The following is a 14,246-nucleotide window of genomic DNA, read 5'->3' as shown; positions in this document are numbered from 1 at the left end:
TCAGCCCATCAGGCATACAACTCACGCAACGCCGCCGTCGCCAGAAACCCCGAGCGTGAGGCGTAGCGATGATCCTTCTGTACACGCTCGTCAATCCGCTCAAGCAGATGTTCCGGCAACGAGGCGTTGAATCTCACCGACTTGCCCAGGTAAGGCGTCACGTCGAAGTCGACAATCGCCCAAAGACCACCGGCATAATCCGGGTTGTCCAGGTAGACATCGGCCTCCTGCGCATGGGGCAACGGCTCGCCATCAGCCAGCAAACCCTCGAAGTGCAAGGCCAAGGCCTCGTGCACATTCTCCAGGGCTTCGGAAAAAGTGCTTCCCGCAGAAAAACAACCCGGCACATCCGGCACGGTCACGCCGTAGTCCGACTCCGCCTCTTTGTGTAATACGACTGGAAATTTCATTGGATACCTCGCCCATATGGAAACACGTCATCACGGCTTCCATCGCTATAGGCTGTGCCCTTGAGGCCAGCCGACTTCAATATATTGTGGAGTGTTCCCTTCGGGATTTCCGTCTTGGGAGGGGGAACAGTAACGCGGCCTGTCTTTCTCGGATGCCGAAATTGATGGTGACTTCCCTTCACCGCCACCTCATACCACCCCTCGGCTTCGATCAGTTCAATGACCTCTCTGCTTCGCATGCTCACTCCTTGAGCTCTGTTGTGTAAGGCACACACGCGTTTGATTCACATCAAGCTGAAAATACACACCCTACACAACATTGTTTTTGCCAAGCAGAGAAAGGTCGTGACAAAGCATGTCCCGCGGTTTTCTGCCTGGGTGGTACCTGCATATGAGCCGATCCCCGCGAACACAACGGCCCGATACCGATAATCGGAATGCTGAAAAAATGTTTGATCGAGTTGAAAAACAACTGTACAAAAACACAGTATTTCCAAATCAGCCGATCAAGCCCGGAGAGTGCCATGCCCAGCCAAGCCGCCAGTCATGTGATGAGGACCACCGTTGAACGCATCGTCTTGCATCAATTCACGCCCCGGCACTGCCTGCAGGCGCGCGTCATGCTGGGCTGGAGCCATGAGCATTTGAGCCGGGAGTCCGGCGTCTCGGTCGCCGCCATCCAGCGCTTCGAAACCGGGGAGTCACTGCGGGATGTCACCCGGCTGGCCCTGGCCTTTCGCTTTGAAGCAGAAGGCCTGGTGTTCTTCCCCGGGTTTGCCCCCGGACGTGGAATGAATATCCGCGGAACCACACCGGACCCGATCGGGCGCAAGGATTACGAACTGATCGAATAAGCCACTCACGCCGGTGCTGCCGGCCGCTCCAGCGCGCGCATCACCTGCTCGACCAACGGCGCCACTCCATGCTCGGTGGCGTCCAGTCGCAACACCGGACACGGCAGACTCCGGATCCAGGTTTCATGCCGCTTGAGGCTGCGGGTGCCATGGTCACCGGTGTCGTAGCCGGCCGCCCACTCCAGGAAGGTGCGGGTCGCGATAAAACGCTCTCCCCCCTCATGAATCTGCATGCCATAGCGCTGGAATTCGCGAACGCGCAAACGCTGCAAACGGACCTCGGGGTCGAGGCGCAGGAAAACTGCCAGGGTGAACGCCGGAATCACCGGATCGCCCCAGCCACAGAGCGAACCGGAGAGCACCCAACTGTCTTGTTGGGACAGTTGTTCACGCAATAGCTGCACCCGCTGGTCACGGGGGCGCTTGCAACTGAAGGGCTTGTCCGCAGGCTGCCAATAAAAATTGTCCGAGTCGAAATGGGCAATCCCCAGCCGCTCGGCCAGCGCAATACCCAAGGTCGTGGTGCCGGAGCCCGACGCGCCGAAGAGATGAATTCGATGGGCCATGGTCGTTCCTGACACTCTGCTTCCAGTCTCGAACTTATGGTAGACCCGTACCCGCCTGGGGTCTGTACGAAAACTCCCGGGCGTACGGGCGTGCCAGGCCCTGAAAGCCAATCTTTCACACCCGGCACCAGCGGCTCGCTACGCAGTAAAAGGCTGACCTTGCAGCCTGCCAGCAGACTCGTTGGCAGGCCGACAGCGACCCGGGATTATTCAAAATCCGGGTCCTGTCGCGCATTCGAAGCCTGCTCATAGCCGTAGGCAATCGCCAGCAGCTCGGCCTCGCTCCAGCGCGTACCGTAGAAATACACCGCAGTGGGCATGCCATCGGCGTCCATGCCCGAGGGCACGGTAATCCCCGGATACCCGGCAAAAGTTGCGCTTCCCAACTCAAGCACCGCGAACGGATGGGGATCCCCCAGTGCCGCATCCAACCGGTTATCCGCCAGCAGCTTATCGATATTGCCGCGCGCCTCGTCGCCAAGCCCGTCTGAAAGTTTCAAGTATTCGGTCTGGTCAAACGCCAGCGCATTGGCACGTTTGAGCAGCTGCTGATTGTACTTTTCCGCACCGGGATACTTTTCGTTGTAATCAATCAGTGCCTGGAGGGTCGAGACGTTCAGACCGGAACGACTGGCCAAATAGCCGGGCAGCACACGCTTGATCGACATCTCGAACAAACGCGACACCCGCGACCAATCGTTGTCACTCCAATCGGTCCCCTTCAAGTCGACCGGAACCAGTTGCGCACCGGCCCGGCGCAGTGTGTCCAGGGCCTGGGCAAACTGCGGATGCTCGTTCAAGGCTTCACTGCCAGGCTTGAAGCGGCTGGGATAGCCGATGACTTTTCCTTGCAGGGCATCGGCTTTCAGCTTTTGCGTGTAATCCTTCCTGGCGGGCACTTGCGCCGTAGCCGGGTCCTGCGGATCAAGAACCACCATGGTATTCAGGAGCAAGGCGGCATCACGCACCGTGCGCGTGATCGGCCCGGCGCTGTCGAGCTCCCGGGATGCAGGAATGATTCCCGTGCGGCTCAGCAGCCCCACGGAAGGTCTCAGACCGACAACACCATTCTTCGACGCCGGGCAAATCACCGAACCGAAAGTATCGGTCCCCAACGACAAGGGGGCATAACCCGCCGCGATCGCGGCAGCCGAGCCCGAACTGGAGCCGCAGACATCGCCATCAAGCGCATGGGGATTGCGGGTCTGCCCACCTCGGCCGCTCCAGCCATAAGGCAGTTCGTCACCACGGAAATTCGCCCACTCGCTCATATTGGTCTTGCCCAGAATAATGGCGCCCTGCTCGCGGAGCTTGTGCACGATGAACGCATCGTCAGCCGCCGGGGCCCCGACCATGGCCAACGACCCGGCCGCGGTCTGCATCTGGTCGGCCGTGTGGATATTGTCCTTGAGCAATACCGGGAGGCCATGCAGCGGTCCGCGAAGCTTTCCTGCCTGGCGCTCTTCGTCCAGGGCCTGGGCAATCGACAAGGCCTCGGGATTGAACTCGATCACCGCCTCAATGGCCGGACCGAACGAGTCCAGATCGGCCGCCCGCGAAATGAGATAACTCACCAGCTCCTGCGAAGTGAAGCGCCCATCGGCCAGCGCCACGGCCACCTCCGTGGCACTGGCATAGACCATCCCGGCCAACGCCTCGCGTTTAACCGAAGCGGCCGCTGGAAACACGGGTTGGCCTGGGGTATTCGCCTGGCTGACAAGCGATGTCAGACAAAGGGCGTGCAGCAATGCCAACCGGGTGAGCACCACGCTGCGCTTTCTGAGCGTTCGATTCATGAATCGTGTCCTGATAAAACCAAACGCCAGTGATCCATTTCACTGGCGGCGGCCATCCTAATGGGCGCTTCCGTCAGAAGCGCCGGACACAATCGGTTGCAAGCCGAGTGAAAAATCAATGCAATCCGTGAGACACCTTAGCCCGCCGTGATCGGCGTTTGCGCCTCTTCCGGGTGTTCCACTTCCAGCCACCAGGCGTACCCGCGATGGGGTTGCAGCAGGTTGAAGGTTTCCCCCATCCGCGGCGTGGTGATGGACACATTGCGCTCCCAGGCCAGGGCCAGGATACGGTCGAAGGGTTCATGCCAGGCATGGAAGGACAGGTCGAACGTGCCGTTGTGGATCGGCAGCAACCAACGGCCCTTGAGGTCCAGGTGAGCCTGCAGGCTCTGCTCCGGTTGCATGTGCACATGCGGCCAATCGACGTTGTAGGCGCCGGTTTCCATCAAGGTCAGGTCGAAGGGGCCGTAATGTTCGCCAATCTGCTTGAAGCCTTCGAAATAGCCGCTGTCACCGCTGAAGAAAATCCGCTGATCGCCCACCATCATCACCCAGGACGCCCACAGCGTCTGGTTATTGTCGAACATCGTACGTCCGGAAAAATGCTGCGCTGGGGTGGCGGCGAAGCGAATGTCGCCAACCTGGGTTTCTTCCCACCAGTCCAGTTGCCGGACCTTGTCAGCGGGAATGCCCCACTTGATCAGCAGATCGCCGACGCCTATGGGCGCGAGGAAATAGCGCGTCTTGGCGGCGAGTTGCAGGACGGTCTTATAGTCCAAATGGTCGTAATGATTGTGGGAAAGAATCACACCCTCAATAGGCGGCAAGTCGTCGAGGCTGATGGGCGGCTGATGAAAGCGCTTGGGACCGGCCCATTGCACCGGCGACGCACGTTCGGCGAACACCGGGTCGGTCAACCAGAACAACCCCTGCAGCTTGAGCAACAAGGTCGAATGGCCAAGACGAAACACACTGAAATCTTCCGCCGCCAGCAACTGCTCGCGGCTCAGCCCCAGGACCGGGACGCTACCGGACGGGCGGGTGCTGCGGGGTTTGTGAAAGAGCATTTTCCAGAAAATACCGAGCATCTTGCCCAAACCGCCCTGGGGGGTCGGGGCATGGTTGCGGTATTGCCCCTGCTCCTGCAAGGACGAGGGTTTGGCACGGGTAAGCGAACGAGTGGTCATAACGGGGTGACTCCCGGAAACCGCCAAGGGTTCCCACGTTCTTCTGCTGGATGATCAATGGCCGCTGCACGCAAGCCTTGAACCGATGAAATACTGGAGCAAAGCAACTACACTACACAGTGTAGTTTCAAGCTTGCAACAAGGCTGCCGATAAGTAAACTACCGAGTGTAACTTTTCTTCTCCTGCCGAAGCCGCCCATGACCGCTCCCCTACGCCTGACCGACCGCAAACGTGAAGCCATCCTCCAGGCGGCCATCGAGGCGTTTCGCGCCGACGGTTTCGAGGCCACCAGCATGGACAAGATCGCTGCCAAGGCCGAGGTGTCCAAGCGCACGGTGTACAACCACTTTCCCAGCAAGGAAGAGTTGTTCGCGGAAATCATGCACCACCTGTGGGCCAGCAGCGCGGCACACGTGGACATGGCCTATCACCCGGATCGCAGCTTGCGCGAGCAATTGCGCGAGTTGCTGGCCTTGAAACTGCGCCTGCTCAGTGAAAACAGCTTCCTCGATCTCGCCCGGGTGGCGATAGCCGCCACCATCCACTCCCCAGAACGTGCCCAAGGCATGGTCGCGCGCCTGGCCGAACGGGAAGAAGCCTTCAACCAGTGGATTCGTGACGCCCAGGCAGACGGCACCTTCAAACCCGTGGACCCGGCGTTCGCGGCGGCACAGCTGCACGGCCTGCTCAAGACCTTCGCTTTCTGGCCACAGATCAGCCTCGGCCACCCCCCACTGGACCCGTCGACCCAGAGCCGCGTCATAGAATCGTCGCTGGATTTATTTCTCGCCGGCTACGAAATCGTCAAATAGCCGGCACGGGCGCTCAAAGCCACCTCAAGACCCTCGAAATGGCTTGGAAGGACACTGATTATTCTTTACGGAATGCTTGAGAATATTCATCCTCCTTATCCGATGAACGGCCGTTCCGTGCAGAACACCGCCCAGGTGTTCAGATAAAAAAGTGGCGCAAAAAAACCTATGCAAATCCAACGAGGCAAAGGGCTATCGTTTGCCAAGCGCATTTACCTGCCCCGCACGGTAGGCGTTGGTGTCGGCTGCTTCAGCATAATCGCCGCGCTTTATCCCTTGGCCATGCCGATGTGGATCTGGATATTGCTGGCAATCAATGCAGTGGCCTGGCCGCATCTGGCCTATCAGGTCGCCAAACGCTCGTCTTTTCCTTATCGGACCGAACGTCGCAATATCCTGATCGATTCGCTGATGGGCGGATTCTGGGCCGCGACCATCCAGTTCACGCCATTGACCACCATCAACATGCTGGCCTTGATGGCCATGCACAACGTCGCGGCCGGCGGCCCCCGCCTGATGGCCCAGGGCTTGGTTGCCCAGGCCATTGGCATCCTGGTGTCCTGGCTGATTTTCTCCCCAGCCTTCAATCCGCTGACCACCCCGGTGCAGATCTACAGTGTCTTGCCAGTGCTGATCCTCTATCCCCTGGTCATCGGCATGGGCTGCTACCAAGTGGCGATCAAGCTGGCCGAACATAAGCGCACCCTCAGCGCCCTGAGCCGTACCGACAGCCTCACCGGGCTGCTCAATCATGGTTCCTGGAAAGACCTGCTGCACCTCAAGTTCCACAAATGCCGCTACAGCCAGTGCCAGGCGGTCATTGCGCTGATCGATATCGACCACTTCAAGGCCATCAACGATACCTACGGGCACCTGGTCGGCGACAGCGTGCTGCGCCAGTTGAGCAAAGACCTGCGCGACAACCTGCGCGAAGATGACCTGGCTGGGCGCTATGGTGGCGACGAGTTCTGCGTGATCTTCCCGGAGATGTCACTGGAGCGGGCCAATGCCGTGATGGAGCGCCTGCGTGAAGCGTTCGGCAACTACCGCAATGCCGAGGTCCCGGAACTGCGGGTCAGCCTGAGTATCGGCCTGGCCTCCTGCCGCAAGAATTTCAACGATGCCGGTGCCTGGCTGAATGAAGCCGACAAGGCGCTCTATGTCGCCAAGAACACCGGACGCAATAAGGTCAACAGTGCCGAAGAGGACAGCACTGAGGGGTGCTCATGCAACCTGATCAACTCGGTTTGAGCGAATCCGCCGGTCTGAAAGGCGCCGCCAGCCGTTGTACAGCCCAGCATTGTTTTGTATAAGAAAATGGCATCATAAGGCCAGTATTTAGCCATCGACTTTCTGAACGATCACCTGGGTACAGGTATTCGCACAGCCCACGCATGATCATGGGCGCAGCAGTGCAGTGTTCTGTATCAAATCAACTACCGGTCATGGAGCACTGGTATCGGGCTGCTACTTCCCTTGCACCCTCTCGGACAAGCCGCAAGCCGCATGACCAGGGACAAACTCTCACGTTGTATCCCTCTCCGAGCAGACGCCATGCTATTTACCGCCCATAAGAAAACCATCAGTGCCCTGCAACAATCCGTGGCTGAACAAGCCAACCAACTGGCTGCCATCGACCGTTCCATGATCGTGATCGAGTTCGACCTCAATGGCACGGTCCTGCGCGCCAACGAGAATTTCCTCAAGGCCACCGGCTATCGCCAGGAACAGGTAGTGGGCCAGGCGCATCGGATGTTCTGCACGCCGGCCTTCGCCCGCAGCAACGAGTACAACCAGCTCTGGACGCGGCTGAAGTCCGGCCAGTTCGAGTCCGGGACGTTCGAGCGGGTCACGGCCGATGGTCGAATCATTTGGCTGGAGGCCAGCTACAACCCGATCAGGGATGACCAGGGCCGTGTGTTCAAGGTCGTCAAATACGCCCTGGATATCAGCGCCAGGGTGCAATGCGAGAGCGAGGCCAACGGCAAGTTGCAGGCCATCGACCGGGCCATGGCGGTGATCGAATTCAACCCCGACGGCACCGTGATCAGCGCGAACCAGAACTTCCTCGGCCTGATGGGCTACACCCTCGCGGAAATCCAGGGCAAGCACCACAAGATCTTCTGCAAGCCAGCCACCGCCAACAGCAGCGAATACCAGGATTTCTGGCGGCGGCTGAACCAGGGCGAATTTTTCAACGACCAGTTCGAGCGCGTCGGTAAACGTGGCCAGACGCTGTGGCTTGAGGCCAGCTACAACCCGGTCTACGACGCCAGTGGCCGGGTGTGCAAAGTGGTCAAGTTTGCCTCGAATGTCAGCGGCCGTGTCGAGAAATACGAACAAGATGCCAAGAGCGCGAGCGAGGCCTATCACATCTCGATCGAGACGCGAAAAGTCGCCGAGCACGGTACCGGCGTTATCCAGCAGGCGGCCACCGAAATGCGTGAAATCGCTTCGAACATCGAAGGCTCTTCAGCGCTGATCGCCAAACTGGGCGAGCGTTCCGAACAGATCACGGCCATCGTCAACACCATTCGCGGGATTGCCGACCAGACCAACCTGCTGGCGCTGAACGCGGCCATTGAGGCGGCCCGGGCAGGCGAACAGGGCCGCGGCTTCGCGGTGGTCGCCGACGAGGTGCGCCTGCTGGCGGCGCGTACCAGCGGCTCGACGGCAGAGATTTCGGGGATGATCGGCATGATCCAGAACGAAACCCAGCAAGCCATCGATAGCATGAACGGCACCCGCGAAAGGGCCGCCAAGGGGGTTGACCTGGCGGACCAGGCCGGTACGGTGATCCTGCAGATTCGCGAAGGGGCCAATCATGCGGTGCGGGCGGTGAGCATGTTCGCCGGCGAGCAGGGCTGACCCACCGCGAGCCGGACGAGGGCGCCAGGGAAGGCATCGCGCGGCATGGGATGGGGCTATAGTGAGCCCTGATTCCCACGCCTTGCCGAGTTCGCCATGACATCAGAAAAAACCGAAGCCAAAAGCCCTGAAGCAACAGCGAAAACCATCGATCACCTGCGTTTCCATCGCCCTCACGCGCATTTGTCCACCACCTTCGGCAACGACACCTTTGCCCTGAAGGCCGAAGCCTTTGCGCGTTTTTTTGGTACACCGATGTTTCTCGGTGCCCAGACGGTGATCGTCGCGGCCTGGATCATCCTCAACGTCACGGGCGTGACCCAGTTCGACGTCTACCCGTTCATCCTCCTCAACCTGGCGTTCAGCCTGCAAGCGGCCTATGCCGCACCCCTGATTCTGCTGGCCCAGACCCGCCAGGCCGCACGCGACAAGGCCCATGCCGACGCGGATGCCCAACACCGTGAAGCCCTGGCTGTGGCCAACAGCGAACGTCAGGCCGCGGCGGCGAAAACCACCGAGCAACTGCTGATGCTGCTCGAACAGAACACCCAACTGACCGAAATGACCAAGCAACTGACCGAGCGCATCGAGGGCCTGACGCTGGAGATGCACGAGCATTTCGTGCGCAAAACCTGACAAAACGCCTCAGCTGGGTGTTCCGCCACCCTGCCCGAGGCGAATGGCCCGGGCCAGCTCATCGAACAAGGCCACCACCGAGCGCAACGCCCGGCAATCGGGACGGGTCAGCAACCACAACGCCGTGTCGTAGCTCGGCGGCACCTCGGCCAGAGGCTGCAAGCCCTGCTGCTCGCCCAGCATGAAATCCGGCAGCACCGCGATCCCCAATCCGGCCCGTGCCAGCTCCGCCACCGACAACATGCTGTTGCAACGGTAACTTGGCATGACTCCCGGATAGCGCTGACGGCGCCAGCTCACGCTCGGATGATCGGGCAGAAAATCGTCTGGAGCGATCCAGGCCAGTCGCTGCAGATCCTCAATAGCGACCGCTGACAAATACGCCGGGCTGGCACACACCCGATAACCCACCGCCCCGAGACAGCGACCCACCAGATGCTCCGGGGGCGAGTCGGTCAAGCGCAGGGCGATATCGGCGTCGCGCCGCTTCAGGTTGGCGAAATCGTTGGAGGTGCTGAGCTCCAGGGTCAGGGCCGGATAAGCCGGCATGAACAGCGCCAGCGCCGGTAACAACAGCGTATGCAGAACCGAGTCGGTGCAGGTCAGACGCACTGTGCCACTGATCACCTCGCCCCCCTGCTCGATGCTGACGCACGCAGCCTCCAAAGCCTGCTCGGCGCGCTCCGCCTGTTCGGCCAGGGATTGCGCCAGGCCGGTGGGCAGATAACCGGCGCGACTCTTTTCGAACAGCTCTCGGCCCAGTGCCGCCTCCAGCCGGCGCACCGAACGGAACACCGTCGAGACATCGACCTTGAGCAATCCCGCCGCCCGTGCCAGGGAGCATCCACGGACCAGCGCGAGAATCAGCGACAGGTCGGCCTGTTCCAGTCGATAGTGCAGTGGTGCATTGATCAATTGGGTAACTGCCTATATTGAATGCGTCGCCGCCACCTTATAGTTCGCTCCGGGAATCAACAAGCCTGAGGGAATATCCATGGAACAGCGCTCGCCACACACCGTCCTGAACATCGCCCTGATCGGCGATCACGACCCGCAGGTCACCGCTCATCGTGCCATTTCCGTGGCCCTGCAACGGGCGGCCGAGGACGCCGGGCTGAACGTGCAAGTCCATTGGCTGGCCACCGACAGCCTTACGCCGCAGACCAACCTGAGCCTGTTCGATGGTTTCTGGTGCGTGCCGGGCAGCCCCTACCGCAGCCTCGAAGGCGCCTTGCTGGCGATTACCCATGCCCGCGAACAACGACACCCGTTCCTCGGGACCTGCGGCGGTTTCCAACACGCGGTCCTGGAGTATGCGCGTCATGTCCTGGGCTGGACGGACGCCGAACATGGCGAAACGGCGCCCGACTCACCGCGTGCGGTGATTTCGCCGCTGAGTTGCTCGCTGGTCGAAGCCCACGAGCGCATCCGCTTTGTCGAGGGTACGCTGATCGCCAAGGCCTATGAGGCCCTGGAAACCCATGAGGGTTATCACTGCCGCTACGGCATCAACCCCGAGTTCGAAAGCGCCTTGCTCGACGGCGACTTGTACGCCAGCGGCTACGATACCCAAGGTGATCTGCGTGCCGTCGAACTCAAGGGGCACCCCTTCTTCGTCGCCAGCTTGTTTCAACCCGAGCGCGCGGCGCTGGAAGGGCGTACTCCGGCGCTGGTCAGTGCGTTCCTGGCAGCCTGCGCGAGTCAACCGCAATGATCGCCCAGACACCACAACCGTCTTACTACGCCGTGATTTTCACCTCCCTGCGTACCGAGGGTGATCAAGGTTACGGCGAGGCGGCGCAGCACATGGTCGAGCTGGCCCGACAACAACCGGGCTTTCTCGGCGTCGAGTCGGCCCGGGGCGAGGATGGCCTGGGCATCACCGTATCCTACTGGAGCAGCGAAGCGGCGATCCTGGCCTGGAAACAACACGCCGAACACAGCGAAATCCGCGAACGCGGTCGTGCAACCTGGTACCAGGCTTTTCATACCCGGGTGTGCAAGGTCGAACGCTCCTACGCTTTCCAGCGTTGACCGCCAGCACCCTGTCAGGAAGCGCTGAGCGCTTTGCGCAGCGCGACGATCTCAGGAATGTCCACACGCCGCTGGTACACCCGCAGCGGCTCGCTGATGTTGATCCGGTCATCGATATTCTGCGCCAGCAGTAGCTGGATTCGTTCGCGGCTGAGGCTCATGGCCTCCTCCGCGCTCGGCACCCAGACAAACTCGCAAGCCGGGAAGATGGCATCATCCGCCACATCCATGCCGAAGGCGTCCTCACTGAAGCGGACGATGTATTGAGCGGTCTTGCGATTGAAGCCGACAAAACCCTTGAGTTGGTCGGCGGCCAGGCAGATAAGCTCGGATGTGATAGGCATGGTAAACCCCGCTGAAGAGCCACAAGGCTCATGGATGGCTGGTTTACACGCAGGGCGGGCCTGTCCCTCTGGTGGGGAAATAGGCGACAAATCCTGAAGCACAATACCCGAGGAACATACCGAAAATCGGATCTGGCGCACGTTTGTGTCGATTTCACGATAGCCGCTGTAGCAATCCGTTGTTAAAAGGAAGCTCTGACATTCACTCTCTGCGAAAGGAATTCGAGCATGCCCGTCAACTTCACCCAAAGCGCCCTGGTCCTGAGCCTGCTGCTGGGCCTGGGCACCGCCGAGGCCAACAGCGCCTCCAGCGCCGTTGCAGCCGCGGCCGGCATTCCCCACCCTGCCGTGATCGCCCACCGTGGCGCTTCCTTCGATGCCCCCGAATCCACCGCCGCCTCCTACACCCTGGCCCGCGACCTGGGTGCCGACTACCTGGAAATGGACCTGCAACGCAGCAAGGACGGGGTGATCTTCGCCCTGCACGACAACAACCTGTCGCGCACCACCGACGTCGCCAGCAAGTTCCCCGAACGCAGGGACAGCCCGGCCAACGAGTTCACCTGGGCCGAACTGCAAACCCTGGACGCCGGCAGCTGGTTCAACAAGGCCTACCCCGAGCGTGCGCGCCCGACCTACGTCGGCCTGAAAATTCTCAGCCTGGACCAGATCATCGACATCGCCCAAGCCAACCCGAAACACCAGCCGGGCCTGTACATCGAGACCAAGGAACCCAAGCAGTTCCCCGGTATCGAGCATGAACTGAAGAACAAATTGCAGGAACGCGGCCTGTTGAGCCCGACGCCGGTGGTGTCCAAGGAACAGCCCCAGGTTGGCCAGGGCAACGGCAAGGTGATCCTGCAGACCTTCGAGAAGAGCAGCCTCGAGCTGTTGCAAAAGGAAATGCCGGACACGCCGAAGATCCTGCTGCTGTGGGTCGGTGAAGGCAGCATCGAGCCCAAGTCGAAGGTCAGCTTCGCCGACTCCGGCGAGAAGACCAAGGCGGCCTACTACGCCAAGCAGGAACCCAAGGACAAGGCCGAATTCGAGAAATGGGTCGACTATGCCAAGGCTCAGGGCGCCATCGGTACCGGTCCGTCGGCGCAACTGACCCAGGGTGGCGACCAGAGCTATTCGGACCTGGTCAAACCCTGGATGAACCAGTACACCCACGACAAGGGCATGCTGGTGCATGTCTACACCGTCGATACGCCGACGGACTACAAGAAGGTGCTGGACGCGGGGGTCGATGGCATCTTCACCAACCGCTCGTCCGAGTTGCTCAAGTACTTCAAGCGCGCGTCGCCGAAAACCGTGCCGCAGATTCTCGAAGCCAACGGCTACTGAGCACATCAACCCTGTGGGAGCGGTGCTTGCCCGCGAAGCTTTTGGCGATGTCCAAGGCCTCTTCGCTGGCAAGCCAGGCTCCTTACACGTTCCGCGGCGTCCGGAAGATTGATAGGCCGCCAGCGCTTACCAGAGCGCCACGGTATAGCTGAGGATCAGACGGTTCTCGTCCAGGTCATTGCCAAAGTTCGAGCGCACCGTCGCATTGCGCCACTTCACCCCCAGCCCTTTGAACGTGCCGTCCTGGAACACATAGCCGATGTCGGTGTTGCGTTCCCACTCCTTGCCTTCACCCGGCGCAGTACGTTGCACATTGTCACCCGACACATAGCGAGTCATGAAAGTCAGACCCGGCAAGCCCAATTGCGCAAAGTCGTAGTCATAACGCACCTGCAAGGAGCGCTCGTCGATATTGGCAAAGTCGCCGATCTGCACGAAGTTCACCAGGTACGGATCGCTGTGCCCAATGTAAGGGTACGGGTCCTTGCCGCTCATGCGCTGATAGCCGAATCCCAGGGCATGCCCCTTGAAGCTATACGTGAACATGCCACCCAATGCGCGGTTATCCAGCGGACGGAAGTTGCCATCCTCGGAGCTACGGGCGTAACGCAGGTCGCTCTTCAAGCTCTGACCCTGGCCCAGGTCCCAGTTATGCACCAGGCCGAGGAAGTTTTGCTGGTAGACATTCTCCAACTTGCCATAGCGATATTGGGTCAGCAGGTTGGGCAACCACTGGTAGTCCGCTCCGGCGAACTGGAACTTGTCGCTCGAACCGCCAATGCGGTTGGCTGTCATCTTCTGATCATCGGTGGAGTCGACATAGCGGATCTGGTTGAACGAGCCCCCGGTCAGCCTCAAGTGCTCGATTTCCTGCACGTTCAGCAAGCCGCCCTGAAAGGTCCCGGGCAGCAAACGGGTGTCGTTGGAAATGATCACCGGATCCTTCATCTGGAAGCTGCCGACCTTCAGGGTGCTCTTGGAAATACGCACCTTGGCGGCCGCCGCCAGCTTGCCGTAGCTGTCCTGGGAACCGCCGTGGCGGGTGTCCGCCGGCAACAGGCCGGTGCCCGCGGTGCCAGGTCCCGAGTCCAGTTTGTAACCGATCATGCCCAAGGCATCGAGACCGAAACCGACGGTGCCTTCGGTGTAGCCGGACTCCATGCGCAACAGGAACCCCTGGGCCCATTCATCGGCTTTTTCCCGCGAGCCCGGCTGGCGAAAATCGCGGTTGAAGTAGAAGTTGCGGGCTTCCAGGGTCCCCTTGCTGTCAGCGAGGAAATCCGCCCGGGCGCCCGGCGCCCAGAGCAGGCCCAAGCCCACTAACGCGCTCGCTGGCACGAACAAACGTGATAAATAATCGAACGACTTCATGGTGTGCTCCTTTATTGCGG

At 60.4% G+C, this 14,246-nt stretch carries 16 protein-coding genes; 8 read left to right on the top strand and 8 right to left on the bottom strand.

Annotated elements, in window-relative coordinates; genetic code table 11:
* Positions 1-8 precede the first annotated feature (8 nt).
* Together AC07VG_RS05980 and AC07VG_RS05975 are read right to left on the bottom strand one after the other, a co-directional pair.
* Positions 9-410, bottom strand: coding sequence for a type II toxin-antitoxin system HicB family antitoxin (locus tag AC07VG_RS05980; RefSeq protein ID WP_040070208.1), 402 nt, complete (start codon positions 408-410; stop codon positions 9-11).
* Positions 407-649: a type II toxin-antitoxin system HicA family toxin gene (locus AC07VG_RS05975; protein WP_495002496.1), complete on the bottom strand. Its 243-nt coding sequence runs from the start codon at positions 647-649 to the stop codon at positions 407-409. The genes AC07VG_RS05980 and AC07VG_RS05975 overlap by 4 nt, the downstream gene beginning before the upstream one ends.
* A gap of 285 nt (positions 650-934) precedes the next feature.
* Here AC07VG_RS05975 and AC07VG_RS05970 point away from each other — a divergent pair, with 285 nt between their 5' ends.
* Positions 935-1,264: a helix-turn-helix domain-containing protein gene (locus AC07VG_RS05970; protein ID WP_495002495.1), complete on the top strand. Its 330-nt coding sequence runs from the start codon at positions 935-937 to the stop codon at positions 1,262-1,264.
* Positions 1,265-1,269: 5 nt separating this feature from the next.
* Here the strand turns inward: AC07VG_RS05970 and AC07VG_RS05965 are convergent, their stop codons facing one another.
* From AC07VG_RS05965 to AC07VG_RS05955, 3 genes are all read right to left on the bottom strand, one after another.
* Complete coding sequence (locus AC07VG_RS05965; RefSeq protein WP_495002494.1) at positions 1,270-1,830, bottom strand: AAA family ATPase; 561 nt, start codon at positions 1,828-1,830, stop codon at positions 1,270-1,272.
* Positions 1,831-2,036: 206 nt separating this feature from the next.
* Positions 2,037-3,626, bottom strand: coding sequence for an amidase family protein (locus tag AC07VG_RS05960; protein ID WP_495002493.1), 1,590 nt, complete (start codon positions 3,624-3,626; stop codon positions 2,037-2,039).
* Positions 3,627-3,763: 137 nt separating this feature from the next.
* Positions 3,764-4,813: an MBL fold metallo-hydrolase gene (locus AC07VG_RS05955; protein WP_495020645.1), complete on the bottom strand. Its 1,050-nt coding sequence runs from the start codon at positions 4,811-4,813 to the stop codon at positions 3,764-3,766.
* Positions 4,814-5,011: 198 nt separating this feature from the next.
* Here AC07VG_RS05955 and AC07VG_RS05950 point away from each other — a divergent pair, with 198 nt between their 5' ends.
* The 4 genes from AC07VG_RS05950 to AC07VG_RS05935 all read left to right on the top strand — a co-directional run bounded on the left by AC07VG_RS05950 (position 5,012) and on the right by AC07VG_RS05935 (position 9,130).
* Entirely contained in the window at positions 5,012-5,626 is a 615-nt protein-coding gene (locus AC07VG_RS05950) for a TetR/AcrR family transcriptional regulator (RefSeq protein WP_495002491.1), read from the top strand.
* Positions 5,627-5,794: 168 nt separating this feature from the next.
* Positions 5,795-6,877: a diguanylate cyclase gene (locus AC07VG_RS05945; protein WP_495002490.1), complete on the top strand. Its 1,083-nt coding sequence runs from the start codon at positions 5,795-5,797 to the stop codon at positions 6,875-6,877.
* Between the two features lie 303 nt (positions 6,878-7,180).
* Entirely contained in the window at positions 7,181-8,494 is a 1,314-nt protein-coding gene (locus tag AC07VG_RS05940; RefSeq protein ID WP_495002489.1) for a methyl-accepting chemotaxis protein, read from the top strand.
* Between the two features lie 96 nt (positions 8,495-8,590).
* The gene (locus AC07VG_RS05935) at positions 8,591-9,130 is read left to right on the top strand and encodes a DUF1003 domain-containing protein (protein WP_495002488.1); all 540 of its coding nucleotides are present in this window, start codon (positions 8,591-8,593) and stop codon (positions 9,128-9,130) included.
* Positions 9,131-9,139: 9 nt separating this feature from the next.
* Here the strand turns inward: AC07VG_RS05935 and AC07VG_RS05930 are convergent, their stop codons facing one another.
* Entirely contained in the window at positions 9,140-10,045 is a 906-nt protein-coding gene (locus AC07VG_RS05930; RefSeq protein WP_495002487.1) for a LysR family transcriptional regulator, read from the bottom strand.
* A 79-nt stretch (positions 10,046-10,124) separates the two neighbouring features.
* Between AC07VG_RS05930 and AC07VG_RS05925 the strand changes: the two genes are divergently transcribed.
* Together AC07VG_RS05925 and AC07VG_RS05920 are read left to right on the top strand one after the other, a co-directional pair.
* Positions 10,125-10,844 carry a CTP synthase C-terminal region-related (seleno)protein gene (locus tag AC07VG_RS05925; protein WP_495002486.1) on the top strand — a complete coding sequence of 240 codons (720 nt, stop codon included), beginning with the start codon at positions 10,125-10,127 and terminating at the stop codon, positions 10,842-10,844.
* Entirely contained in the window at positions 10,841-11,164 is a 324-nt protein-coding gene (locus tag AC07VG_RS05920; RefSeq protein WP_495020644.1) for an antibiotic biosynthesis monooxygenase family protein, read from the top strand. The genes AC07VG_RS05925 and AC07VG_RS05920 overlap by 4 nt, the downstream gene beginning before the upstream one ends.
* Positions 11,165-11,178: 14 nt before the next feature.
* Here AC07VG_RS05920 and AC07VG_RS05915 read toward each other — a convergent pair whose 3' ends face one another.
* The gene (locus AC07VG_RS05915) at positions 11,179-11,508 is read right to left on the bottom strand and encodes a DUF2025 family protein (protein ID WP_495020643.1); all 330 of its coding nucleotides are present in this window, start codon (positions 11,506-11,508) and stop codon (positions 11,179-11,181) included.
* Positions 11,509-11,736: 228 nt separating this feature from the next.
* Between AC07VG_RS05915 and AC07VG_RS05910 the strand changes: the two genes are divergently transcribed.
* Complete coding sequence (locus AC07VG_RS05910; protein WP_495020642.1) at positions 11,737-12,855, top strand: glycerophosphodiester phosphodiesterase; 1,119 nt, start codon at positions 11,737-11,739, stop codon at positions 12,853-12,855.
* Between the two features lie 126 nt (positions 12,856-12,981).
* On the opposite strand, the gene AC07VG_RS05905 is transcribed toward AC07VG_RS05910, so the two are convergent.
* On the bottom strand, positions 12,982-14,226 hold the full coding sequence (locus tag AC07VG_RS05905) for an OprD family porin (protein WP_495002482.1): 1,245 nt from the start codon (positions 14,224-14,226) through the stop codon (positions 12,982-12,984).
* Positions 14,227-14,246 lie beyond the last annotated feature (20 nt).

Source organism: Pseudomonas sp. GW821-FHT03C07 (assembly GCF_059420925.1).
The sequence above is the reverse complement of the archived record's forward strand: the minus strand, read 5'-3'. Positions and strand labels throughout refer to the sequence as shown.

Excerpts from the sequence above, each read along its gene's own strand:
- AC07VG_RS05935 (WP_495002488.1), top strand. The coding sequence starts at position 8,591 with ATGACATCAGAAAAAACCGAAGCCAAAAGCCCTGAAGCAACAGCGAAA.
- AC07VG_RS05920 (WP_495020644.1), top strand. The coding sequence starts at position 10,841 with ATGATCGCCCAGACACCACAACCGTCTTACTACGCCGTGATTTTCACC.
- AC07VG_RS05910 (WP_495020642.1), top strand. The coding sequence starts at position 11,737 with ATGCCCGTCAACTTCACCCAAAGCGCCCTGGTCCTGAGCCTGCTGCTG.
- AC07VG_RS05965 (WP_495002494.1), bottom strand. The coding sequence starts at position 1,830 with ATGGCCCATCGAATTCATCTCTTCGGCGCGTCGGGCTCCGGCACCACG.
- AC07VG_RS05905 (WP_495002482.1), bottom strand. The coding sequence starts at position 14,226 with ATGAAGTCGTTCGATTATTTATCACGTTTGTTCGTGCCAGCGAGCGCG.
- AC07VG_RS05980 (WP_040070208.1), bottom strand. The coding sequence starts at position 410 with ATGAAATTTCCAGTCGTATTACACAAAGAGGCGGAGTCGGACTACGGC.
- AC07VG_RS05945 (WP_495002490.1), top strand. The coding sequence starts at position 5,795 with ATGCAAATCCAACGAGGCAAAGGGCTATCGTTTGCCAAGCGCATTTAC.
- AC07VG_RS05925 (WP_495002486.1), top strand. The coding sequence starts at position 10,125 with ATGGAACAGCGCTCGCCACACACCGTCCTGAACATCGCCCTGATCGGC.
- AC07VG_RS05915 (WP_495020643.1), bottom strand. The coding sequence starts at position 11,508 with ATGCCTATCACATCCGAGCTTATCTGCCTGGCCGCCGACCAACTCAAG.
- AC07VG_RS05960 (WP_495002493.1), bottom strand. The coding sequence starts at position 3,626 with ATGAATCGAACGCTCAGAAAGCGCAGCGTGGTGCTCACCCGGTTGGCA.
- AC07VG_RS05940 (WP_495002489.1), top strand. The coding sequence starts at position 7,181 with ATGCTATTTACCGCCCATAAGAAAACCATCAGTGCCCTGCAACAATCC.
- AC07VG_RS05975 (WP_495002496.1), bottom strand. The coding sequence starts at position 649 with ATGCGAAGCAGAGAGGTCATTGAACTGATCGAAGCCGAGGGGTGGTAT.
- AC07VG_RS05970 (WP_495002495.1), top strand. The coding sequence starts at position 935 with ATGCCCAGCCAAGCCGCCAGTCATGTGATGAGGACCACCGTTGAACGC.
- AC07VG_RS05950 (WP_495002491.1), top strand. The coding sequence starts at position 5,012 with ATGACCGCTCCCCTACGCCTGACCGACCGCAAACGTGAAGCCATCCTC.
- AC07VG_RS05955 (WP_495020645.1), bottom strand. The coding sequence starts at position 4,813 with ATGACCACTCGTTCGCTTACCCGTGCCAAACCCTCGTCCTTGCAGGAG.